General features: G+C 68.2%; 19 protein-coding genes and 4 pseudogenes. 15 read left to right on the forward strand and 8 right to left on the reverse strand.

The genetic code is table 11. The annotated features are described in order from the left end of the window. Position 1: 1 nt before the first annotated feature. Together ACFVXC_RS29135 and ACFVXC_RS29140 are read left to right on the forward strand one after the other, a co-directional pair. A complete protein-coding gene (locus tag ACFVXC_RS29135) occupies positions 2 to 1,093 on the forward strand; it encodes an aldo/keto reductase (protein WP_389910891.1) in 1,092 nt (363 codons plus the stop codon). Between the two features lie 37 nt (positions 1,094 to 1,130). Further along, positions 1,131 to 2,102 (forward strand): aldo/keto reductase, encoded by a 972-nt coding sequence (locus tag ACFVXC_RS29140; protein ID WP_389910894.1) that lies wholly within the window; start codon positions 1,131 to 1,133, stop codon positions 2,100 to 2,102. 96 nt (positions 2,103 to 2,198) lie between these two features. Here ACFVXC_RS29140 and ACFVXC_RS29145 read toward each other — a convergent pair whose 3' ends face one another. Further along, positions 2,199 to 3,194, reverse strand: a complete 996-nt coding sequence (locus ACFVXC_RS29145; RefSeq protein WP_389910897.1) for a 4,5-dihydroxyphthalate decarboxylase — start codon at positions 3,192 to 3,194, stop codon at positions 2,199 to 2,201. 155 nt (positions 3,195 to 3,349) lie between these two features. Here ACFVXC_RS29145 and ACFVXC_RS29150 point away from each other — a divergent pair, with 155 nt between their 5' ends. Beyond that, on the forward strand, positions 3,350 to 3,994 hold the full coding sequence (locus ACFVXC_RS29150; RefSeq protein ID WP_389910900.1) for a TetR/AcrR family transcriptional regulator: 645 nt from the start codon (positions 3,350 to 3,352) through the stop codon (positions 3,992 to 3,994). Between the two features lie 48 nt (positions 3,995 to 4,042). Here ACFVXC_RS29150 and ACFVXC_RS29155 read toward each other — a convergent pair whose 3' ends face one another. After that, complete coding sequence (locus ACFVXC_RS29155; protein WP_389910903.1) at positions 4,043 to 4,960, reverse strand: helix-turn-helix transcriptional regulator; 918 nt, start codon at positions 4,958 to 4,960, stop codon at positions 4,043 to 4,045. A gap of 136 nt (positions 4,961 to 5,096) precedes the next feature. On the opposite strand from ACFVXC_RS29155, the gene ACFVXC_RS29160 reads away from it, so the two are divergent. From ACFVXC_RS29160 to ACFVXC_RS29185, 6 genes and pseudogenes are all read left to right on the forward strand, one after another. Then, positions 5,097 to 6,338, forward strand: a complete 1,242-nt coding sequence (locus ACFVXC_RS29160; RefSeq protein ID WP_389910906.1) for an MFS transporter — start codon at positions 5,097 to 5,099, stop codon at positions 6,336 to 6,338. A gap of 123 nt (positions 6,339 to 6,461) precedes the next feature. Next, positions 6,462 to 6,743: pseudogene (locus ACFVXC_RS29165) on the forward strand (zinc-binding dehydrogenase); the annotation flags it as partial. A gap of 67 nt (positions 6,744 to 6,810) precedes the next feature. Further along, a pseudogene (locus tag ACFVXC_RS29170) lies at positions 6,811 to 7,572 on the forward strand (zinc-binding dehydrogenase); the annotation flags it as partial. A 340-nt stretch (positions 7,573 to 7,912) separates the two neighbouring features. Next, positions 7,913 to 9,040: an alpha/beta hydrolase gene (locus ACFVXC_RS29175; protein WP_389910909.1), complete on the forward strand. Its 1,128-nt coding sequence runs from the start codon at positions 7,913 to 7,915 to the stop codon at positions 9,038 to 9,040. 1,412 nt (positions 9,041 to 10,452) lie between these two features. Next, positions 10,453 to 11,349, forward strand: coding sequence for an arginase family protein (locus ACFVXC_RS29180; protein ID WP_389910911.1), 897 nt, complete (start codon positions 10,453 to 10,455; stop codon positions 11,347 to 11,349). Positions 11,350 to 11,693: 344 nt separating this feature from the next. Beyond that, the gene (locus ACFVXC_RS29185; RefSeq protein ID WP_389910914.1) at positions 11,694 to 12,602 is read left to right on the forward strand and encodes an NADP-dependent oxidoreductase; all 909 of its coding nucleotides are present in this window, start codon (positions 11,694 to 11,696) and stop codon (positions 12,600 to 12,602) included. A gap of 15 nt (positions 12,603 to 12,617) precedes the next feature. Here ACFVXC_RS29185 and ACFVXC_RS29190 read toward each other — a convergent pair whose 3' ends face one another. From ACFVXC_RS29190 to ACFVXC_RS29200, 3 genes and pseudogenes are all read right to left on the reverse strand, one after another. Further along, entirely contained in the window at positions 12,618 to 13,151 is a 534-nt protein-coding gene (locus ACFVXC_RS29190) for a hypothetical protein (RefSeq protein WP_389910916.1), read from the reverse strand. 84 nt (positions 13,152 to 13,235) lie between these two features. After that, positions 13,236 to 13,640 (reverse strand): annotated as a pseudogene (locus tag ACFVXC_RS29195) (transporter); the annotation flags it as partial. A gap of 55 nt (positions 13,641 to 13,695) precedes the next feature. Then, a complete protein-coding gene (locus tag ACFVXC_RS29200) occupies positions 13,696 to 14,361 on the reverse strand; it encodes a nitroreductase (RefSeq protein ID WP_389910919.1) in 666 nt (221 codons plus the stop codon). 445 nt (positions 14,362 to 14,806) lie between these two features. Here ACFVXC_RS29200 and ACFVXC_RS29205 point away from each other — a divergent pair, with 445 nt between their 5' ends. Then, on the forward strand, positions 14,807 to 15,622 hold the full coding sequence (locus tag ACFVXC_RS29205; protein WP_389910922.1) for an alpha/beta hydrolase: 816 nt from the start codon (positions 14,807 to 14,809) through the stop codon (positions 15,620 to 15,622). A 279-nt stretch (positions 15,623 to 15,901) separates the two neighbouring features. Continuing rightward, positions 15,902 to 16,429: pseudogene (locus ACFVXC_RS29210) on the forward strand (hypothetical protein); the annotation flags it as partial. A 112-nt stretch (positions 16,430 to 16,541) separates the two neighbouring features. Here the strand turns inward: ACFVXC_RS29210 and ACFVXC_RS29215 are convergent. The 3 genes from ACFVXC_RS29215 to ACFVXC_RS29225 all read right to left on the reverse strand — a co-directional run bounded on the left by ACFVXC_RS29215 (position 16,542) and on the right by ACFVXC_RS29225 (position 18,609). Further along, on the reverse strand, positions 16,542 to 17,342 hold the full coding sequence (locus ACFVXC_RS29215; protein ID WP_389910924.1) for an SAM-dependent methyltransferase: 801 nt from the start codon (positions 17,340 to 17,342) through the stop codon (positions 16,542 to 16,544). Between the two features lie 251 nt (positions 17,343 to 17,593). Further along, the gene (locus tag ACFVXC_RS29220; protein ID WP_389911132.1) at positions 17,594 to 18,307 is read right to left on the reverse strand and encodes an alpha/beta fold hydrolase; all 714 of its coding nucleotides are present in this window, start codon (positions 18,305 to 18,307) and stop codon (positions 17,594 to 17,596) included. Then, the gene (locus ACFVXC_RS29225; RefSeq protein WP_389910927.1) at positions 18,217 to 18,609 is read right to left on the reverse strand and encodes an ATP-binding protein; all 393 of its coding nucleotides are present in this window, start codon (positions 18,607 to 18,609) and stop codon (positions 18,217 to 18,219) included. The genes ACFVXC_RS29220 and ACFVXC_RS29225 overlap by 91 nt, the downstream gene beginning before the upstream one ends. A gap of 1,047 nt (positions 18,610 to 19,656) precedes the next feature. On the opposite strand from ACFVXC_RS29225, the gene ACFVXC_RS29230 reads away from it, so the two are divergent. The 4 genes from ACFVXC_RS29230 to ACFVXC_RS29245 all read left to right on the forward strand — a co-directional run bounded on the left by ACFVXC_RS29230 (position 19,657) and on the right by ACFVXC_RS29245 (position 22,941). Continuing rightward, complete coding sequence (locus ACFVXC_RS29230; protein WP_389910930.1) at positions 19,657 to 19,995, forward strand: MerR family transcriptional regulator; 339 nt, start codon at positions 19,657 to 19,659, stop codon at positions 19,993 to 19,995. Between the two features lie 441 nt (positions 19,996 to 20,436). Next, on the forward strand, positions 20,437 to 20,640 hold the full coding sequence (locus ACFVXC_RS29235; RefSeq protein ID WP_030304224.1) for a cold-shock protein: 204 nt from the start codon (positions 20,437 to 20,439) through the stop codon (positions 20,638 to 20,640). A 335-nt stretch (positions 20,641 to 20,975) separates the two neighbouring features. After that, complete coding sequence (locus tag ACFVXC_RS29240) at positions 20,976 to 22,490, forward strand: DEAD/DEAH box helicase (RefSeq protein WP_389910933.1); 1,515 nt, start codon at positions 20,976 to 20,978, stop codon at positions 22,488 to 22,490. A 46-nt stretch (positions 22,491 to 22,536) separates the two neighbouring features. Beyond that, positions 22,537 to 22,941 carry a CBS domain-containing protein gene (locus ACFVXC_RS29245; protein ID WP_389910936.1) on the forward strand — a complete coding sequence of 135 codons (405 nt, stop codon included), beginning with the start codon at positions 22,537 to 22,539 and terminating at the stop codon, positions 22,939 to 22,941. Positions 22,942 to 23,145: the final 204 nt, after the last annotated feature.

Genomic DNA, 23,145 nt, shown 5'->3' on the forward strand with positions numbered 1-23,145 from the left:
CATGGAATACCGCCGTCTGGGCACCAGCGGAACTCTGGTGTCCAATCTGGCCCTGGGCACGATGAACTTCGGGACCTCGGAGACGCCCGAGGAGGATGCGTTCGCGCAGATGGACGCCTTCCTCGACGCCGGCGGAAATCTGCTCGACACCGCCGACGTCTACAACGGCGGAGTGGCTGAGGAGAGTGTCGGCAGGTGGCTTGCCGCCCGCCCGAGCGAGGTCACCGACCGCGTCGTCCTCGCCACCAAGGGCCGCACGCGCACCGGCACTGACCCCAACGAAGCCGGGACCTCCCGCCGCCATCTGGACCGGGCGCTGACAACTTCCCTGCGCAGGCTGGGAGTCGACACCATCGACCTCTACCAGCTCCACGCCTGGGATCCCCTGACCCCGATCGAGGAGACGCTGTCCTTCCTCGACTCGGCCGTCCGCGCGGGAAAGATCCGCTACGTCGGCCTGTCCAACTTCACCGGCTGGCAGCTCCAGCTCGCCGTCTCCACCGCGCAGGCCCACGGCTACCCGGTACCGGTGACGCTCCAGGCCCAGTACAACCTGGCCACCCGACAGACCGAATGGGAGATGGCAGCCGCCGCCCAGTACAACGGACTCGGCATCCTGGCCTGGTCCCCCCTCGCGAGCGGCTTCCTCACCGGAAAGTACAAGCGCGGTGCCCAGCGGCCGACCGACACCCGGGCCGGCCAGGACCACGCCCTCTACCAGTACACCTCCTCCAACTACGAGCACTCCGACCGCACCTGGAACTCCGTCGACGCCCTGCGCAAGGTCGCCCAGGCCCACGGCGTCACCCCCGCCCAGGCCGCACTCAGCTGGGTCGTCAACCGCCCCGGCGTCACCTCCGCCATCGTCGGCGCCCGCACCCTGGAACAGCTCACCGGCAACCTCCCCGCCGCCGACCTGCGCCTGGACCCGGACTCCGTCAAGGCACTCGACACGGCCAGCGACCCGCACCCCGCGCCCTACCCGTACGGCGCCTTCGGCTCCGCGCAACGCGACCGCACCCCCAACGACCCCGAGGCACTCGGCGCGCTCATCGAGAAGCACGCCAACTCCGTCAGCTCCCGGCAGCACTGAGCCGCGCAGGCGGAAGCACACGAAGGGAAAACTCACCATGGAGTACGTCCGCCTGGGCGCCACCGGCCTGAAGGTCAGCCGGCTCGCGCTCGGCTGTATGAGCTACGGCGATCCGACGGTCCCTGGCGCCCACCCCTGGGCACTGACCGAGGACAAGACCGGGCCCTTCTTCCGCCAGGCCGTCGAGCTGGGCATCACCTTCTGGGACACCGCCAACGTCTACCAGGCCGGCACCTCGGAGGAGATCGTCGGCCGCGCGATCCGCGAGTACTCCCGGCGCGAGGAGATCGTGCTCGCCACCAAGGTCCGCGGGAAGATGCACGAAGGCCCAGGCGGCGAGGGCCTGTCCCGCAAGGCCATCCTCGAACAGGTCGACGCCTCCCTGACCCGGCTCGGCACGGACTACATCGACCTCTACCAGATCCACCGCTTCGACGACGAGACGCCGGTCGAGGAGACGATGGAGGCGCTGCACGATGTCGTCCGGGCCGGGAAGGTCCGCTACGTCGGCGCCTCGTCCATGTACGCCTGGCAGTTCGCCAAACTCCAGCACGCCGCCGACCGCGGCGGCTGGACCCGTTTCGCGGCCATGCAGAACCAGTACAACCTCCTGCGCCGCCAGGACGAGCCCGAGTTGATGGCCATGTGCGGCGACATGGGGGTAGGGCTGGTGCCGTACTCACCGAACGGCAAGGGCCGCCTTGCGCGGCCCGCGGGAGAGCAGAGCCTGCGCTCCCGTACCGACCACGTCGTGCAGTCCTTCGACAACCCGCACGACGAGCCGGTCATCAACGCGGTCCAGCAGGTCGCCGAAGCCCGCGGCGCCGGCATGGCCCAGGTCGCGCTGGCCTGGGTCCTGCGCAACCCGCTGGTCTCCGCCCCCATCGTGGGAGCCACCAAGCCCCACCACCTGTCCCAGGCCGTGGACGCACTGTCCCTCACGCTGTCGGACGAGGAGACGGCCATGCTGGAAGCGCCGTACACCAACGCCGGCCCGTCCTGGTTCTGAGCAGTCGACCCAGCACGTTGCCCACGGCTAAAGGGCCTCAGGACTTCAGGAAGGCGCTGCGAACGGGCGGCCCGCCAGCCCGGGCCGGAGGGGAGTTCAGGTCTCCTGGAGGCAGGGGGCGAAGATGTCACTGCTGGTCAGCCGGTGCTTCGACAGGCCCTGTTCGTGGTGGTAGCGCAGGAAGGTGTCGACGGCTGTGCGGTTGGCTTCGAGGCCGTAGGGCCACCAGTCCTCGCCCAGTAGACGGCGGTTCTCGGCGAAGAGCTCGCTGAACCAGGGAGTCATCAGTGCCATGTGCTGTTTGACCGCCCCCGCTCGGTACTGGCGTGCTGCGATCTCCTTCGCCTCGGTGAACGCGCGGTAGACCGCGCGCACCACGTTCGGGCTTTCCACGAGTTCCTTGCGGACTGCCACGACGTGCATCGGGGGGAAGATCCCGGTGCGCCGGTAGTAGTCCCGCTCCACCCGCTCGTAGTCGGGAAAGAGACGGGCGACCTTCGGCGACTCGTCGAGCAGGGCCTGTGGGGCATCGACGGAGATGAGCGCATCGATCTCACCGGTTTCGAGCATGGCTCCCAGCGTTTCGCCGGCCGCCGCGTGCCGGACGTCCACGTCTGCGGGTACGGGCTGCGGGATCCAGTCGAACGACGGGATGGGGTGGTTGGTGCCGCCGACGACCCAGCGGGACTTCTCCGGCGTGACGCCGTAGTCGTCAGCCAGGATGCCCTTGGGCCAGACGCCCGCGTCGTGGCCGTACAGTCCGAACTCGCCGATGGTCCTGCCGGCGAGATCCTGTGGTTTCTCGATGCCGCTCGCGGTGTTGACGAAGATCGCCGAGTGCCGGAAGTTGCGGTTCGGGAAGATCGGCAGTGCCACGAACGGCGGGTCGTCGAGATCGAGGGTGCGCAGGAAGTACGTCAGGCCCAGCTCCGCGACGTCGAACTCGCCCTGCACCATGCGCTGGAAGATGTCCGACACCAGGGGCGCCGTTTCGAACGTGGCCTCCACCCCCTCGACCGTCACCGTGCCGTCGAACAGCACCGCGGTGTGCTCGTACTTGTATGCGCCGACTGTCAGTTTCGGTTGGTGCATGGTGTCCACCCCTCGGTGGGTTGCCAAAGGCGGAGGGCTCGAAGCCTATGTACGTGAATGGCCATTCATTTTTAACGTAGGGGGATAGCATGGGGCAGTCAAGGTGAATGGTCGTTCATTTTCATGGGCTGTCTCCCATGGGGAGGGGTGGAGTGATGCCGCGGATCACCGAAGCGAGTCGCGAGGCGCGGCGGGCCGAGATCGTGGCGGCGGCCCGCCGGTGCTTCTCGCGCGACGGCTTCCACCAGACCTCCATGCAGGAGATCGCGCAGGAGGCCCAGCTGTCCGCAGGCGCCTCCTACCGCTACTTCTCCAGCAAGGACGAGATCATCCTGGAGATCGCCGGTGACGCGTTCCGCGTGATCTTCGAGCCGGTCACGCAGCTGCTCGACACCGCGGACTCGCCCACTGTCGCCGATCTCGTCGCCGTATCGGTTGACCCCGTCGGCCGCGACCTGACCACCGACGCCGCAGGGCAGCAAGTCCCTGTCGACGAACTGCTGCGCTGCGCCGTCCAGGCATGGGGCGAATTGCTGCGCAATGCGGACCTGCGCAGACAAGCGGTCGACGGGTTCGAACAGGTCCGCCGACGCATGGCCGACGTGCTCCGGCACGGGCAGGCCGCCGGAACGGTGCCATCGGGCCTCGACCCGGAACGCGGTACCAGAGTCGTCATGGCGCTCGTGCACGGGTTCGTGCTGCAGCGCGTCGCCTTCGGACTCGACGATCCTGAGGGCTTCATCAACGACGTACGAGCAGCCCTTGCCGACGCCGGGGTCCTGCGACCGCCTCAGCCGTAGACGCCTGCCGTCCCTCTCCACTGCGGTGTCACGGAGTGCCGTGCAGTGCTATCGCCGCTGGCCGGTGGGCCTGGTCTCCTGGGATCGGGTCGCTGCCAGGCTGGTGAGAAGTCTGAGCCGGTCCTCGGAAGGGGTGCCGGGTTCGGCGGTGTAGAGGGTCAGGTCGTGCACCGTCCGGTGGGGCGTCGGCAGGTCCATGGACTGGTAGGTCAGCTCCAGGCGGCCCACCTCCGGATGTTCCAGGCGCTTGGTGCCGTCGTGACGGATGCGGACATCGTGCGCGGCCCACATCGTGCGGAACTCGGGGCTGAGCGTGGACAGTTCACCGACGATGTCGCGCAGCGCCCGGTCGTTGGGCTCACGTCCCGCCTCCGCACGCAGCAGCGCGACGGTGGCGTGGGCGGCGTCCTGCCAGTCGACGAAGAACTCCTGCGCGCCGGGGTCGAGGAAGTGGTAGCGGGCGAGGTTGGCGCGTCCGTGCTGGTCGGTGGTGTCGCTGTCGAACATCGGGGCGTACAGGGCGCGGGCGAGGGGGTTGCTGGCGACGATGTCCATGCGGCCGTTGCGTACGAAGGCGGCGGACATCGTGACGGAGTCCAGCAGCCACTGCACGGGCGGCGGAACCTGGACATCCTTGCGGCGCGACGGTGTGCGGCGGGCGGGGCGGGCGGCGCGGGCCAGGTCGAACAGGTAGGTGCGTTCGGCCTCATCCAGCTGCAGGGCCTGGGCGACCGCGCTGAGCACGTCTTCGGACACGCCGCTGATGTGGCCCTTCTCCAGGCGGGTGTACCACTCGGTGCTCACCCCTGCGAGTACGGCGACTTCCTCCCGCCGCAGGCCCGGGACGCGGCGTCGCCCGCTGGTGGGCAGCCCGACCTGCTCCGGGGTGATCTTCGCTCGTCGGCTGGCGAGGAAGTCCCGGATCTCGGTGCGGGTATCGGCGCGGTCGCCGGGTTGCGGGTCCATGCCATCCACCGTATCGGCGGATCGCCGGTGAGGGAGGTCGAGCTTGTCCCCCCTATAAACACAGCCTTCTAGCCGCGCGAGGAAACCTGTTCCGTGGGATCAGTACCTCGATCCCCACTCCCACGGAGAGATAAGTATGAGTTCGCGAGGAGGAGTCCTCCAGGCCCCCGCCGACGCCCCTGCCGAAGGCCGCGCCCCGGCGCCGCCCGCCCGGCTGCCGCTCGTCGTGTACATCCTGGCGCTCGGCACGTTCCTGATGGGCACCACCGAGTTCGTGGTGGCCGGCCTGCTGCCGGAGATCGCGGGCGACCTGCAGGTCAGCGTCGCCCAGACCGGCCTGATGATCACCGTTTTCGCCGTCGGGATGATCATCGGCGCCCCGCTGATGGCAATGCTCACGCTGCGGCTGCCCAAGCGGCTGACGCTGATGCTCGCCCTGGGCGTCTTCGCCGCCGGGCACATCATCGTCGCCCTCAGCTCGAACTTCACCCTGGTCCTGGCCGCACGGTTCCTGACCGCGATCGCCACCGGCGCCTTCTGGGCGGTGGCCAATGTGGCCGCTGCACAGGCCGCGGGCCCTGCCGCCAGTTCCCGCGCCCTGGGTCTTGTCGGAGCCGGCGCCATGCTCGCGAACGTCGTCGGCGTGCCGGTGGGAGCTTTCGCCGGTCAGGCCATGGGCTGGCGCGGACCGTTCTGGGCGCTCGCGGCCCTCTCCGCGGCGGCCATCGTCCTGATCGCCCGCACCGTCCCGAACGACGGCGGTGACCAGCAGGCGGTGTCGATCCGCTCCGAGCTGACCGCTCTGCGCTCCGGGCGCCTGTGGCTGGTCCTGGCGGCCTGCGCCACCACGACCGGCGGCGTCCTGGCCGCGTACTCCTACATCTCGCCGCTGCTGACCGACCGTTCGGGCATCGCCTCCGGGATCGTGCCGCTGGTCCTGGTCGGATTCGGCCTCGGCGCCCTCGCCGGTTCCCTCGTCGGAGGCCGCCTCGGCGACCGCCGCCCGCACACCGTGACCGTCGTGGCCGCCGCAGGAGCCACGCTCCTACTGCTGGCGATCTCCCTGCTGGCCGGCTACGCCGTGCCCACCATCATCCTGGTCGCCCTGCTGGGCTTCTTCGGACTCGGCGCCAACCCGGTGCTGATGTCCCTGGCCGTCCGCTTCGCACACCAGGCGCCGGTTCTGGCCTCCGCCCTGACCGTCTCGGCCTTCAACCTCGGCACCGCCGTCGGCTCCTGGATCGCCGGCCTCACCCTCGACACCACGCTCGGGACCACCGGCCCCGCCATGGTTGGCACCGCCATCGCCGCCCTCACTCTGATCCCCACCACCGTCATCGCTCTCCTCCAGCGCCGCCGCACGGCAGCAGCCGCCTGAGCCGCAGACATCGGCGCCACGCAGGAAGCAGGGAACCTAGACCCGCAAATAGGGTCCCAAACTCTGGCAAACGGGCGAGAGTGGTCACGGCTATCGCTCCCCCACACGGAAATGGGAACGAAAATGGCCCGCCTCGACAACGCGGTCACCATCGTCACCGGAGCAGGCGGCGGCGTGGGCCTGCTCCTGGCGCAGTGGGCCCAGCACCTCGGCGCACGCGTCATCGGAACGGTGTCGACCCAGGAGAAGGCGGAGGCGGTCCGCGAAGCGGGCGCCCACGACGTCATCCTCTACACCGAGCAGGACTTCGCCGAAGAGACCCTGCGTCTGACCGACGGACATGGCGCAGACCTGATCATCGACGGCGCCGCAACGACCACCTTCGCCGGAAACCTCAAGGCCGCCGCCCTGCGCGGACACATCGTGATCTTCGGGGCGGCCAGCGGCCCCGCCGAACCCATCTCGCCCAACGTGCCGCGAGAACCTACACACCTCCTACGCCCACCCGCAGGCCAACTTCTGGGACGGTCTGCCGGACGAGGGCGCCCAGGCCGAAGCCATCCGTGTGCCGCTGGCCGACGGAACCCTCGTCAAGCTGCCCGTCCCCGCCGACTCGGCCCTCGTCCCGTCCCTGCTGACCCTCTCCGACGTCTTCGGCACCGGCCACCACGCAGCCGTGATGGGCGGCGTCAACGAGCGCACCCGCGTCACCGTGATCGGCGACGGCGCGGTCGGTCTGCTCGCGGTGCTCTCGGCCAAGCTCCTGGGCGCCGAGCAGATCATCCTCATGGGACGCCACCAGGAGCGCACCGACCTGGGCCGCGAGTTCGGCGCCACCGACGTCGTCGCCGCCCGCGGCGAGGAAGGCATCGAGCAGGTCCGCCAGCTCACCGGCGGGCACGGCACCCACGTCGTCCTCGAAGCCGTCGGCCACATGCCGGCCTACGAACAGGCCCTCGGCGTCGTACGCCCGGGCGGCGTCATCAGCCGCGTCGGCGTTCCCCAGTACGACGAGGCGCCGGTGGGCTTCGCCAGCCTCTTCGGCCGGAACATCCGGCTGGCTGGTGGACCTGCCCCGGTCCGCGCCTACATCGAGGAACTGATGCCCGCCATCCTCGACGGCCGCATCGAGCCCGGAAAGGTCTTCGACGCCACCACCAGCCTCGACGGCGTCCCGGCCGGCTACCAGGACATGGCCCACCGTAAAAGCCTCAAGGTCCTGCTCACGCCCTGACGCGACTCCGCTTGCCCCACCGAGAGGGAAGCGGTGGATGCCCCATGCACGCGGGAGGCCGCGTTGTCCGGCCGGTGGTCGGAGCCGGGGGCGAGGCGCCGCTTCAGCATGCGGGTACGCCGTTGATCTCCCCAGCCGCCGTTTCGGTCGCGGGACGAAGCCCTTACCGCGGCCTGGTTGCGACGAACTGCCACACGGAGGTGGGGGGTTGAGCTTGTACCCCCCACAAACCCGACCTGCCACCCCTGGCGCAGAAGCGGTCTCCTGGAACCGCGCCGCGGTCACGACACGACCGGCCGTCGCGCCCTTCCCTCCGCCGATCGAATATGAGGCCCACCCCATGGAACGTCGCAAAGCGCTCGGACTGATCGCCGGTGGCGGCGCTGTCGCCGCCGCGTCCTTCACGGCTCTGCCAGCCTTCGGTGAAGAGGCCAGCCGTGCCGCGGGCACCGCAGGACAGGGCAAAGTCACAGCCACGGGCGGCTACACCTTCGCGCTGGACAAGAACGTCCGGCGGACCTCGGTACGGTTCAAGAACCGCTACGGCATCGAGGTCACCGCAGATCTGTACGTGCCGAAGAACGCCAGGCGCAAGTTGCCCGCCCTGGTGGTCAGCGGCCCGTTCGGAGCGGTCAAAGAGCAGTCCTCGGGGCTCTACGCCAACGAGTTCGCCCGCCGCGGCTACGTCACCCTCGCCTTCGACCCCTCCTTCACCGGGGAGAGCGGCGGCACGGTGCGCGACGTGGCCTCGCCCGACATCTACACCGAGGACTACAGCGCCGCCGTCGACTTCCTCGGCCTGCAGAAGATCGTCGACCGCGAGCGGATCGGCGCGCAGGCCATCTGTGGCCTGAGCGGTATGGCGCTCACCGCGGCGGCGGCGGACAGCCGTATCAAGGCCGTCGCCACCGCCTCGATGTATGACATGTCGCGCAGTATGTCCCGCGGCCACGAGGACTTTTACACCCGTGAGCAGCGCCAGAAGGTCGTGGACCACCTCAGTCGGCAGCGGTGGATCGACGCCGAGAGGGGCACCTACGCCCGGCTCTCCCACGAGGTCCCCTTCGACGAAAACGGCAACGTCGCCCCCTCGAACCGCGTCCTGCCCAAGACCCTCCCAGCGGACGCCGACCCGATCACGAAAATCTTCTTCGACTACAACCGCACCGAGCGCGGCTACCACCCGCGCTCGATCAACTCCACCACCGCATGGACCGGCACCACGACGATGTCGTTCTTCGCCTTCCCGCTGATGACGAACATCGACATGCTGGCGCCCCGCAAGGCCCTCCTGGTGGCCGGAGCCGACGCGCACTCCCGCTACTACTCCGAGGACATCCAGACCAAGGCTCCCGGCAGCGTCGACCTCCTGATCGTCCCGGGCGCGGACCACATCGACCTGTACGACCGCAAGGACCTCATCCCCTTCGACAAGCTCGACGAGTTCTTCACCAAGAACCTCGCCTGACCTGAAGTACCCCCGGCAGGCCGGTGCCGCCACCGGCCTGCCGGGAAGCCCACACGGCGGAAGCGACCCCTCATGGGGCAACTGACCAGAGGGCCGACGGCTTGTCGTCGGCCCTCTCTCGTTGCGTGGTTCTGGGCCGCGCCGGATGCGGCACGACTCGGTTCGATGGCAAAACGACTGAGTTCGACGTCAACGGACACGACCTGCCAGTTTCGCGCGCACCCGGTGGCTGCGGCCCGGGGTTCTGCGGCGAGCCGGGCCCGCTGATCTCTGACTGCTACGCACATCCCGGACCCCGCCGGACCGCCGTACATCGGCCCGGACCGCGAAGCCCCGCAGCGGCCCGTCTGCGGGATCTGTCCGGCCACCCTGTATCCGCGTATCCGCGCGAGCAGTTCGTGGTCTACAGCAGGCCGACCTGGGAGTGCCCGTTCCATCCGGAGAACGGGCACCGCTATATCCACGACGGCAGGGTGCCGACCTGCGTCCACCCGGACAAGATCGGCCTGCGACCCGACAGGATCGCCCCGCCGCCGAGGGCGATGCCAGAGCCGGATGTGAGCGATCTGGGCGTTCACTCGGTCCCACTCTGATCGGTCCGTCAGACGCTGGCTGCTGAGGTCGATCACGCCGGGTGAGCAGGCGACGGCTCGGCAGCCGACCATGAGCCGGTGGATCACCTGGCGGCCGAGCACGGCCGCCAGGCCCTGCCCACGCCACGCAGGATCCAATGTCACCCGGTCCATGACGAGCAGGGCGGAGCCGACGCAGTCCAGCAACTCGCTGACCTCGCTGGTGACGAAGCCCGTCTCGGGATCGAGGAGTACCTGGGCGGTTTCGTACAGCTCCTCCGACTCCTCTTCCATCGCCCAGTAGGCATTCCGGCCGCGGTCGAGGTGCACCCGGTAGAACGTCATCGACCCCACGGTGACGTCCTCAAGCGTGCTCGTAGGAGATGCGCAGGTACAGGTCGGAGGGATCAACTGGAAGCTGGGGCCACTTGCTCACTCGCCAAACCTAGACGTTGAGGCCCTGCACGATGGCGTCCAGGACCGCACGCGAACCCCTCGATGGACGCAGGCAGGACGACACCGACCGCCGTTGTCCCGTCTCATGGATCTGGCTTGTGGGCGTGGCTGTGACCTGCGGTGAGCAGATGGGTTGAGACGCTGGGCCGGGGGTTTTCTCAGCTGGTGTGGTCCGGCGTGTGTGAATGTCGCTCGCTGTCTCAGTCGACGTGGTCCGGCGCTGGAAGAGGGGGTGCACGGCTTCAGCGTCAGTTGAGTGCGAGTACCCGAACGGCCCCGGAGCCCGCTGTGGGACGCCCCGCTTCCGCCGATGGGTCCCGGCGTTGGTTGCGCGGGTGGTGAAAAGCTGTGTCCCTCGCCGCCCCGCGCGGTCAGAATGGCCGGATGCGCCGTCTCGTTGTCATTGATGCTCCGTCCAACCTCGGCCTCCGGCCGCCCACCCAAGGCAGCGTGCCCGGGTGCTACAAGCTGGCGGGTGCGCTGCGCGAGCAGCGGCTGGTGCAGCGGCTCGGGGCGTACGAGGGAGGAGTCGTCGTTCCGCCCCGCTACGACCGCGGCGACTGGAGGGCGGGCGACGGCGTGTTCAACGCTGAGGCGATCGCCACGTACACCCGCAAGCTCGCCGACCGCATCGAGCACCACATCCGGGCAGGAGACTTCCCGGTCGTCCTGGGCGGGGACTGTTCCATCCAGCTCGGCGCCTCCCTCGCCCTGCGCCGCATAGGCCGGTACGGACTCGCCGTCATCGACGGATCCGCGGACTTCCGGCACCCTGGGAACTCCGACCGTATCGGTGCCGCGGGCGGCGAAGAGCTGGCCATCGCGACCGGCCGTGGCCAGAGGGACCTGACGGACCTCGAAGGACTGCAGCCGTATGTCAGGGACGAGGATGTACGGGTCTTCGGCATCCGGGACTACGACGAAGAGCGGGCCGAGCTCGCAGAGTTGAAGATTCCGAACGCGACAGTCGGAGAGATCCGGGAGTGGGGCGCCAAGGAGCTGGCCGGCGCGGTTCTGCAGACTCTTGAAGTGCCCGTGACCGAGGGGTTCTGGGTACATCTGGACGCGGACGTGCTGGACCCGTCCGTCATGCCCGCAGTCGACAGCCCCGACCCCGACGGGCTCCTGCCCGACGAACTCGCCCTGCTGCTAGGCACCTTGGTGCGGTCGGAACGGTGCGTCGGATTCAACCTCACCATCTACGACCCCGATCTCGACCCCGACGGCTCCTGCGCGGCACTCCTCGCCGACCTCCTCCAGACGGCCTTCACCCGCCCCTGACCGGGAGCGAGCCAGGACCAGTTCACCGGAGACGGCGAGCCGAATCGGACCCGATCGATTGAGACCGGGACCACTTCGGCTGCAACGGGACACCGGGACACCGAGCCAGCGCGGAAGAGGGAATTGTCCTGTCTCAGCTAAGTGTGGGTAGGTCGAGGCCGTAACTGCGGTGCTTACATTCGTGTGAGACAAAATTGCCGCTTGCCGTTCCGGCCAACCGTAGGCAGAGTGCTGGTCAACTCCCTGGCAGGACTGTCAGGTGAGGCGTTCTGCCAGGGGGGAATCCCTAGATCAACAGCGGTGTTGGATCCTGCTGTCAGCATCCGCAGTGTGAAGGGCTTCTCGTGCGCGCCATACAGATCGATCGCTTCGGTACCCCTGATGTCCTCGACATCGTCGAGGCTCCCGAACCTCAAACGGGTCCCGGCGAGGTCCTGATCCGCACGGTGGCGACCAGCATCAATCCCGTGGATGACAAGACGCGGGAAGGCGCCATCGGCGAAGGCACACCGCCGCTGCCTCTGACGCTGGGGTGGGACCTGGCCGGGATCGTGGTCGACGGTGGCGACAGCGGGCTGCGTGCCGGTGAGGGCGTGATTGCGATGTCGCACCAACTCAGCTCCGGTCGCGGGACATGGGCTGACCTGGTCGTGCTTCCCGCCCACGCAGTGGCCACGGCGCCTCGTTCGATCAGCCTGGTGGAGGCGGCCGCCCTGCCGCTTCCCGGTTTGACGGCCTGGCAGACGTTGGGCTGGCTGAACGTCAAGGCCGGCGAGCGACTGCTTATCGCCGGTGCCGCTGGTGCAGTTGGCGGATTGGCATTGCAAATCGCGCATGCCCGTGGGGTGAGGGTCGATGCGCTGGTCTCGCGCGACGCTCACATTGCCTTCGCTCGCGACCACGGGGCTGAACTCGTCACCACTGATCCGCACGCTCTCGCAGATCGCTCTTATGACGCCGTCTTCGATACCTTCGGGGCGTTCGTCACGGAGGCGGTAGCCGACGGCGGCCGGTATGCCTCGATCGCCACTCAAGCAGGCCCGGTCCCGGACCTCTCCTCCCGCGGCGTCCGCACCACGGTCAACCAGGTGTTCGAGGACGGCGAAGGACTGAACGAGCTGTCCAAGCTCGTCGACAGCGGTTCGTTGCGTGTGCGGGTGCACTCCTCCTTCTTGGGGCTCCAAGAAATCCAAGCCGCCCATGAGCGCTTCCTTCAGGGCGGTCTGGACGGCAAGGTCACCGTGGTCTTCTGATGCGGCTTTGCCCCTTCACCTCACCAGCGGATCGAAGTCGAACAGCATCAGGCGGTCACGCTCCAGCCACGACTCATAGCCCACATGCCCGCCGCAGGTCGCCGACCAGTACCAGCCGCACCAGTTGCCCTGGCCGCGGAAAGCCGGTAACCGGCACTCGGGCGGTACCGACTCGAACGGCACCGGCCACAACCGGCTCACAGGCCCGCGTTCGCGGACCCTGGCTGTGCTGACGTACTCCAGCTCGATGTCCTCCGCCGACACCTCATCCGCATCCATCCCGGGCCTCCGGGACGACATCGACCAGACATCCGGGCCGCCGTACGGGCGAACCAGCGCGTCGGTCTGCACCGCAAGCTGATGATGACGGCGGCCGCCGACCTGTACCCGGTCTCCATCGGCACCGACGCCATCGTCCACCCCTCGCCGGGCCTGTCCCCGCTGGACGTCCTGCCGCACACCGACGAAGGCAAGCCCGTGCCGGGGACTTTCCGGCTCGGCCGGCAGTCGCATCTGGAAGATCGCCACCCGGCGGTCCCTGGTGACCATGCCTCGCCTTCCCTCGTCACGGATGCAGGCTCCGCGACGAGGGAAGGAGTGCGAGATGGAACCCGCCTTCGCACGCTACGACGCCCTGGTAACACGGTTCACACCGTCCCCGAGCCCGAGCAGTGCCTCATCGACAGCACTCGCCAGCTCCACCATCGACGATCCCTGGACGTCGGCCACCCCCCGGACAACGGCCCGGCTCCGTGCCCGGCGGGCTACCTGCATGCCGCTCACGGACGCCACGGCCTCAAGGCCGAGTAGGTCGCTGCCCAAGAGCCGGTGGCGCACCAGATCTATTGACCGCCGGTGCTCGCGCACGGCATGTACGTCGTAGCGCGTAAGGTCGCCGGCGATGCAGATCAGCCGCGGGCCGCTCCACAGGACCTGGGACGCCGCCGTCACCCCGAACCGATCGCGGACCACGCGCTCGAACTCGGCCCGGTGATCCATCAGCCACGCCAGGTAGAACAGGTCCTGGTTGATGACGCCTTCTCTGAACCACGAGTTGCGAGGATCGGGGCCGACGCCAGACCGACATGCCCGGTCACCCTCCGATGAAGCTCACTGTTTCTGTCATGTCTGCCCGCCCGGTACGCAGCCGCGGCACGCCCTCCTTCTCGAATCCCACCGAGACACCGCAGAACAGCACGAGCCCGTCATCGGCTCCGACGATCTGGCTGACAGTCTTGCGATACATCGTCCACATCACCTGAGGGCAGCTGTGCAGCCCTTCCGCCCTCAGTAACAGCATGACCGTCTGCAAGTGCATCCCCGCGTCCCCCCACTGCCCGGGCCCCATCGTCCGGTCGAGGTAGCAGAACAGCACGACCGGTGCCCCGAATGCCTCCGAGTTCAAGGCGGCGATCTTCATGGGCCTGTCGGGGTCGTCGCGCTCGATCCCCAGCGCCTTGTACCGCTGGGCAGCCGCGGCGGAAAAACGGTCCACATACGGCGAGGTCAGTTCGGCCGGGTACATCGGATACTCCCGCTCATCCCCCGAGTCTCCCGCCAGTGCCCTGGCCGTTGCGCGCCTCTTCAGCTCGGCCAAGGGCTCGCCGGTCACGACATACACATGCCACGGCTGGAGGTTCCCGCTCGACGGAGCCCGCGTCGCTGCGGCCAGCACACGTTCGAGTATCTCTTTGGATACCGGCTCATCGCTGAACGCCCGCACAGCCCGGCGACTGTCCACAGCTTCATACACATCCACGTCGACTCTTCCCCTCACTCAACGACAACCACCTCTCTACCGTCTTCAGCACGCACAAGAGGCAACAGGTGATCCGGATCGCATTTCGGATCTGCGGCAGGCGGCAGCGCTGTTCCTTAGCCTGTCGATGCGATCGGCCTCCGCCTGCTCCACGAGGCGGCGGACCGGTTCGTCGGTGATCGGCTTTTGCCGAGGCATTGGCAGCGCTGTCCTGCGCGTGCACTCCCGGCGGCCCCGCCGAGGACCAACTCCGCGGAGGTGACGTACGAGGCCGTCCCTCACACCAGTCGGGTTCGCCAGTTGGAGCCCCTTTTCGCGGGCACCGGCCGCGTGCTGGTGCCCGCACAATCGTGGAGTCCACGGAGACGGCCCCGGTTACCCAGCACAGCCGGACGCGCACCTCGTCGACGCCGACGGCATCACCTTGTCGGCACTGGTCTGCGAAGTGGCACAACCGCACGCAGTGCTGCTGGCTCTGCATGGCGGCGGCACCACCTCTACCTACTTCGACTGCCCAGGTAGACCACGCCTCTCGCTCCTGCGCACGGCAGCGTCGCTCGGCTTCACCGCAATTGCACTCGACCGGCCCGGGTACGGGATCTCCGAGAAGCACGCGGAGAAGATCACGGACACCGGCCACCAGGTCGACCTCGCCTTCGCGGCGCTTGACACACTGCTCATGGACCGACCACACGGTGCTGGCGTGTTCCTCCTCGCGCACTCGGCGGGCTGCGAACTCGCCCTGCGGATGGCGGCCACCGAGCGTGGCCGCGACATGATCGGCCTGGAGCTCGCGGGCACCGGACGACAGCCCCAATGGACCGCCAGAAACATCCTCGACTCGACAGAGCGGGACGCGGCCTCGCGGCCCACACGCCCTCAAGGGCTCCGCGCCCTCCTATGGGGACCACGCCACCTGTATGCCCCAGACGTGTACGCCGACAGGACGATCTCCGCACGCTCGCCCCGCTACGAGCTGGAGGCACGCCACTGGGTGGACGAGTTTCCCGAGCTGGCCGCACAAGTCCGCATCCCCGTGCAATTCAGCCTCGGCGACCACGAAACGGTGTGGCGAGCTGGGCCGGACGCACTCGCCGACGTCGCTGCGCTGTTCACGGCATCACCAAATGTGCGGGTCAACGAGCAAGCGAACGCGGGCCACAACCTGAGCCTGAGCCTGACCGCACGCGCCTACCACCTCAAGGTGCTGTCCTTCGTGGAGGAGTGCGCGATACCGCAAGGACCGGACGGCCACGGATAACCTCGACCGACGCCGACCCTGTACCCCTCTGAGCGGAAGCCGCCAGCCATTCTCCGGATGCCGTCTGGTGCGCCACTGCTATAGAAGAAGGCCAAGGAAACGAAGAGGGAAGCAAGGCGCCAGGGGGCGCTGCCCGAGCTACGGCACAAGCGGGGGCTTCGTGTCCACCCCGGCTCGACGGGCGGTCGAGCACGCCGTCTCGGCCGGACACTGCGCCTGCCGAGAATGCCATCCATGCAGCTCAGGAGCCTTTGCGACGGTGCGGCAGGATGTGCACTTGTGCTGCTGCGTCTTGTCTACTTGTCCGTCACCAACCTGTTCGGCGCGCCGCGGTTGCTGCCGGTGAGCGACCGCGACAAGGTCACGGAGATCCTCGCCCCGCGCCACCAGCTCACCGTCCCTGAGCGACAACTCGGCGCGGACCGAGCGAAGCTTGCTCCGGAAGACCGGGTGTTCCTTGCCGCTCTGCTGGTGCCATCACCCCCGCAAGGTCCTGCGCCGACTGCACCTACTGATCCGGCCTGACACGGTGCTGCGCTGGCACCGCGACCTGATCAAACGGCGCCACGCCCGCACCTGCCGGCCGAAGAAGCCGGGCCGACCGCCCACGCTCCGCTCGATCCGCAGACTGGTCCCGCGTCTGATCCGTGAGAACCCCTCGTGGGGCTACCGCAGGATGCACGGCGAACTCACCACCCTCGGAATCAGAACCGCCGCCTCCACCGTCTGGGAGATCCTCACCTCCCAGGGCATCGACCCGCGCCCGACCGGGCCACCACCACCTGGGCCGACTTCCTACGCTCCCAGACCGGACGTGCCCGCCTGAACTGGTGGACCGGCAGGACGGAGACCTCCCTCAGGAAGAGCCGCACCCAGTCGGGTCGCCCGGGTGAGAGACTCCCCCGGGCGACGCAATGTGTCAGGGCTTACGGGCCACCGCCCCGTACATGGCGATGGCCCGGTCGTCGATGACGTCCTGCTTGGGACCGGGCCGCCACTTGTGGACCTGGGCGACTCCGGGGTCGACCAGGTCCATTCCGTCGAAGAGAGAGGTGGCGGTCGGCAGGTCGCGCAGCGCCATGGGCATGCCCTGCTGGGCGTACTCCTCAGCGACCCGGCCGACCTCCTCGGGCGCGAAGTCGGCGGTGCCGATGGTCATGGCCAGGAAGCTGCCCGACGGCAACGGTTCGAGCAGTCGCTGCACCAGACGCCGGTCATCCGGCGGCAGGATGAAGTGCAGAATCCCGATGACCATCAGGCCCACCGGCTCGTTCACATCGATCAGCGCACGGAATTCGGGACTGTCCAGGATGGCGTCCGGATCGTGCATGTCGGCGTCAACGTAGGCGGTCGCCCCCTCGGACGAGCCCTGCAGGAGGGCGCGGGCGTGAGCCAGAACGATGGGGTCGTTGTCGACGTAGACCACGCGGGACTCCGGTGCCACCTCCTGCACCACCTCATGCAGGTTGGGGGCTGTGGGCAGGCCGGTGCCGATGTCGAGGAACTGCCGGACACCCTGTTCCTGGGCAAGGAAGCGCCCGGCGCGATGCATGAACCGCCGGTTCTCCAGCATGTGCACGGGCAGCGCCGGCCAGTGCTGGCACATGGCGTCGCCCGCCTCGGCGTCGACAAGGTAGTGGTCCTTGCCCCCCAGGATGTAGTCGTACACCCGCGCCGAATGCGCCGTCGAGGTGTCAATCCGATCGCCTGCGCTATGCATGGGCCGCTCCGCTCTTCACCGCTGAAAATGTTCTTCAGACGCTACAGCGGGTCCAACCGCCGCTCGAACAGCATGACAACTTTACGGCGCCATCGGCCGCCGCACCATCTGAAGTTGAGTAAGTGTCAGATCGCAAGGGGGCAGCATTCCGCTACGGCATCCTCGTCACCCGCTCCCGTCGCACTCCAAGCACGGCGTCGATGACGGCCCATGGACGATCAACGGCTACAACGTGCGAGGCAATCTGCGCCTCACGCCACTGAGTCCAGACCCGCGGGTGCTCCGTTCGTGGCCCAGGCAGGCACCCGCAGGCGTAAGCGCCCTGCTATTCGAACGGCGGTGATGTCCACCCGGGTGTTCAGCTCGGACTGGCGGGCCATGCCCTTCACGTCGAACAGCTCGTTGAAGCCGGCCACGCCTTGCTCGAAGTCCTCGATCCCGCGGTCGGCGAGCGTCCCGGCACCGATCGCGGTGACCTGAAGCACTCGCGAGAGCAGGTCCTTGTCCGCGCGTAGCAACCGCTGCCACAGGTCGAACTGGAACTCCTGCCACGCGTCGGTCACCGCCCATCCCGCGTGCAGGAACAGGGAGCGCACCCGCTCGGGGTGCTTTCCGGCGACAGCAGCTGCGACCGTCGCCCCCAGAGAGTGCCCGGCCAGGTGGAAGGCGTCCAGATCCGCCGCGTTCACGGCGCCCAGCACCTGGGCGGCCAGGTCGTCGACGGTGAGCGGGGAGCCGGTGTCGGTGGTGGCGCCCGAGCCGGACAGAGCGGGGGCGACGATGGTGTAGCGGTCCTTGAGGGCCTCGATCACCACCACGCCCTGGGGCGCCTCATGTTCACCGGCCTCGGCGCCTGTCCCTGCGCCCCACGACGCTACCGGGCAAGAAAGGCGCTTACGGTCTTGCCGCCGACCTTTTGACGGGTCACCGCCGTGGTGCGGGCCAGGTGGTTGATCATGGCCCAGCCAAACCCTCCGGTGCCGCCGTTCAGGTCGGGGGCTCGCATGCGTGGCGCCTGCGGACTGCCGTCATGCACAGCCACCGCGATGCTGTCCGGGTGCGCCGCCAGGTCCAGGGTGCAAGAACCCCCGCCGTGGCGCAGGGCGTTGGTGACGAGCTCCGAGACGACCAGGACCACGGTCTCGGCAGTCTCGGCGGCGATGGCCGGCTGCACGAGACCCGCGAGGAAAGCCCGGGTGTTCTCGCGTGCGCCGGCGACGGATGCCGCCGAGCGGACGGTTGCGACGTCGACGCTCATCGTGTCCATCAGGTCACCCTCGTCTCTGGATCGTCAGTGGCCAGGCTTGTCTGACCGGTCCTCCTGCCCCGGCCTGCCGCGCGTCAACCGCACGAAGCCCCGGCAGTGGAGCGTGCCGGATGAACACCCACGCAGTCGGACAGAGGAGCTCCGGTGTTCGCGGAGCGAGGGGGCGGCGTAACGCCGCCGGTCGGAGCGGGTGGCCCCTCTGGAGTACGGCCGCCGCGCGCCCCGTCTGCGATCGCGGTCGACTATCTCTCTGGCAAGCGCACAGAAATCTATGTCGGCCAGGGTAGACATTGGATGGTGGTGTGGTTATGGTTTCTCTCGTAGCCGAGATCAGCAGAGCCCGGCAGAGATGAACTGCCGGGCAGCAGTACACGCAAGTGCAGTACGCAGAACGGTGCGGTGGTGGAGTTCCGAAGCCAGAGCGGTTGCAGGTCGGCGACGGGACTGACGACCGGACCGGGTGGCCCGCAGTGATCAGGGGCTGCCGCTCAGCAGGACTGCGGTTAACGCAGAAGCAGTACCCGAATGTGCAGTGCGCAGGACCCAGCAGTGAAGTTCAGTGAGCAGCACCTTGGTGAAGGCGTCGGCTGCGGGCGCGCGCACCGGGAAGTTCGGCAGCGGGGTTCTAAGCCAGCGCAGATGCAGGAGAGGCGACGGGGCTGGCTGCCGAAGAGTGACGCTTACCCAGGTCACCACCAGTATCAAGCAGTTCGCATCACCAGCAGTACGCAGTACCAGTAGGGCAGTACCAGTAGTACGCAGTTTCGCCAGGTAAGTGATTGATCCCAGAGGGAAGAACGGAGGAGCCGAGCGCCATCAGGATCGCCCGGGTGGAATCTTGAGCCCGGGTACCGCAGGACATCGATAGTGAGGTGGTCTCCGGTCAAGCAACCGCGATCCCCGCGTCCCCCATCTGCTCCCAGGTGGGCGTGCGGACACAGAAGGCCGGCGCAGCACTAGGGCCGGCAGATGGTGTAGCAAGTTCCTTCGGGGCCCGGGTGCCAGTACGGCACCCGGGCCCCTCCACGCGTTCCACAGAGAGGTGCGATGACCGCAGACGACTCGTTCGGCCGTCTCGACGACGACGACTACCCCGCCTACACCATGGGCCGGGCCGCCGAAATACTCGGCACCACCCAGGGCTTCCTGCGCGCCATCGGCGAAGCCCGCCTCATCACCCCACTGCGCTCCACGGGCGGCCACCGCCGCTACTCCCGCTATCAACTGCGCATCGCCGCCCGCGCCCGCGAACTCGTCGACCAGGGCACCCCCATCGAGGCCGCCTGCCGCATCGTCATCCTCGAAGACCAGCTCCAAGAAGCCCAGCGCATCAACGCCGAACACCGAAGGACCATCGCATCAGCGGGCCCACCGGCAGCGGTCTGACGTGGTGCGCAACCCTGATCTGCGCCGACGCCGCCGTACGTGCCGTCGAGGCTGGCGTCTGTCCGGTCGGCGCCCCTGGAGTATTCGTGACCCTCGAATCGTGACGTGACCCTCGAATCGTGAAGCGTGACAACTTCGCCGCAACGCTGCGCTCCGGGTGGATCAATATCTGTGACCGCGAGCTGAGGATTTAGCGCTCCACACTGGGAGTGTTTTTACCGCAACGAAGAGAGCGGAATTATTCAGCGTACGCGGCCCATAACGGCATGCTACTGTCGTCCTCAGTTGCAGTTGTGGTTCCCAAAACTTCAAGCCCTTCGCCACTTTCTTTCGGTGGAAGTGTTTCTGAATTTCCGGTCATTCTCCGGGCGGGGCATCATCACAGCGACCCGGTGTCCGTGCATTGCGGGTCCCGGCGTACTGCCCCCAAGGAGATATGACATGGCATCAGGCACTGTGAAGTGGTTCAACGCGGCCAAGGGTTTCGGCTTCATCGAGCAGGACGGTGGCGGCGCTGACGTGTTCGCCCACTTCTCGAACATCGCCGCCCAGGGCTTCCGTGAGTTGCTCGAAGGCCAGAAGGTCACCTTCGACATCGCACAAGGCCAGAAGGGCCCGACGGCCGAGAACATCGTTCCGGCCTGACGCCGACGCGCACTTCGTAGCTGGGGCCCGCATCCCTCGGGGTGCGGGCCCCAGCTACGGGCATTTTCCGTGGTGATGTCGTACGGAGCCGAGCAACCGTCGCCCGCGGCTCCTTCTCCAAGGGTGCTCGCTCGATCGGGTCTGCCCCGCACTCCTTCGACATCCTGAATTGCACGTCCACATGACGTCGCCCATTTCGCCGCCTGCACCCCGCCCCGGGTTCACCGCAGGCCAGATTAACTTTCGCATTCTCTTCGGCCCGTTCTTGTGATTCCCCGCGCTGTTCTTCCGCTGCGGGAATTCCTTGATACGCGCCGTATCAAGGAAGGTTCTGAATGAACCCCACACGTACGAACGACCGATCCTCCCGCACCCGCAGCCGCACCGGCGCCCCCGCTTTCGGCTCCGGCGCCCGTTCGGACCGGGGCAGCCGCTTCGGCTCGCCCGCCCCGAGCCGTTCAGGGAACCCGCGCCGCTCGGGCGGCCACAGCCGACGGCCCGCAGCGGTCCAGGGAGAGTTCGCCCCGCCGAAGACGATCACTCCCGCGCTGCCCGCCGTCGAGGCGTTCGCCGAACTCGACATGCCCAAGCAGCTGCTGGCCGCGCTCACCGCCCAAGGCGTGAGCGTCCCGTTCCCGATTCAGGGGGCGACCCTGCCCAACACCCTCGCGGGCCGCGACGTACTCGGCCGAGGGCGCACCGGCTCCGGCAAGACCCTCGCCTTCGGCCTGGCTCTGCTGGCCCGCACCGCCGGACAGCGCGCCGAACCCCGCCAGCCGCTCGCCCTGGTCCTCGTGCCGACCCGTGAGCTGGCCCAGCAGGTCACCGACGCACTCACCCCCTACGCCCGCTCGGTCAAGCTACGTCTGGCCACCGTCGTCGGCGGCATGTCGATCGGCAGGCAGGTGAACGCGTTGCGCGGCGGCGCCGAGATCGTCGTCGCGACGCCGGGCCGGCTCAAGGACCTCATCGACCGGGGAGACTGCAGGCTGAACCAGGTCGGCATCACCGTCCTGGACGAGGCCGACCAGATGGCCGACATGGGCTTCATGCCCCAGGTCACCGCGCTCCTCGACCAGGTACGCCCCGAGGGCCAGCGGATGCTGTTCTCCGCCACCCTCGACCGCAACGTCGACCTGCTTGTCCGCCGCTACCTCACCGACCCGGTCGTCCACTCCGTCGACCCCTCGCAGGGCGCGGTCACCACGATGGAACACCACGTGCTGCACGTCCACGGCGCCGACAAGCACCGCACGACCACCGAGATCGCGGCCCGCGACGGCCGGGTGATCATGTTCCTGGACACCAAGCACGCCGTCGACCGCCTCACCGAGCACCTCCTGAGCAGCGGCGTCCGCGCCGCCGCCCTGCACGGCGGGAAGTCACAGCCGCAGCGCACCCGCACCCTGTCCCACTTCAAGACCGGTCATGTGACGGTGCTCGTGGCGACCAACGTCGCCGCACGCGGCATCCACGTCGACAACCTCGACCTGGTCGTGAACGTCGACCCGCCCACCGACCACAAGGACTACCTCCACCGCGGCGGCCGCACGGCCCGCGCCGGTGAGTCCGGCAGCGTCGTCACCCTGGTCACACCGGGCCAGCGGCGCGACATGAGCCGCCTGATGGTCGCCGCGGGCATCACCCCGCAGACCGCCCAGGTGCGCTCCGGAGACGAGGAGTTGAGCCGCATCACCGGCGCCCGGACCCCCTCCGGCATCCCCGTGACGATCACCGCGCCGGTGCCCGAGCGACGAAAGCGCGCTGTGGCCTCACGCGGCCGACGCAGTCCCGCTTCCGCTGCTCGGCGCGCCAATGTGCGGCAGTCGGCCTTTGACGCGGCGGCCTAGAACCTTCGTGATCAGGAAGCTGACCCATCTCTGCAGGAGGTACGTTTTGACGCTGGTTCAGATGCAGCCCCGCTCGGCGAATGCAACCCCCGTACGCAGGACGGTGGCCGACACCATGGACGCGGCCGCACCACAGGTCTGTGACGACATGACCATCGAGGTCGCCCTGTCCGTCATGGACAGCGCCCGCACCGGCCACCTGCTCGTCTGCGACAACGACGGCCTCTGCACCGGCCTGGCCACCCACGCCCAGCTCGCCGCACTCCGCGACAGCCCCGCCTACACCGACCGGGTCCAGCTGCGCGACATCCTCGGCAACCGCGGGCCGTTCACCTCACCCGTGACCACGATGACCGAGGCCGAGCACGCGATGCGCAGCCGCCGGCTCGACGCCCTGCCTGTCGTCGATGAACACGGAAGCGCTCTGGGCGTCCTCGCCCTTGTCGGCTGAACCACCTCACGGCGGAAGAGACCTAGCTCCACATGATGCGTCATCGGGAACAGGGCAACGAGACTCAGCAACGTGACTCAAGCCGGTACCGAGAGACAGCAGGACGGTGTGACTACGACTCCGCGATCGGCACGGCCACCTGAGTACCCCTCATGCCGGCGAAGAGGCCGGCCGCAGCGAGGCCTCATACGTCGTGAAGCCGGT

Origin of the sequence: Streptomyces sp. NPDC058257 (assembly GCF_042881845.1) — a bacterium.
Lineage (GTDB): Bacteria > Actinomycetota > Actinomycetes > Streptomycetales > Streptomycetaceae > Streptomyces.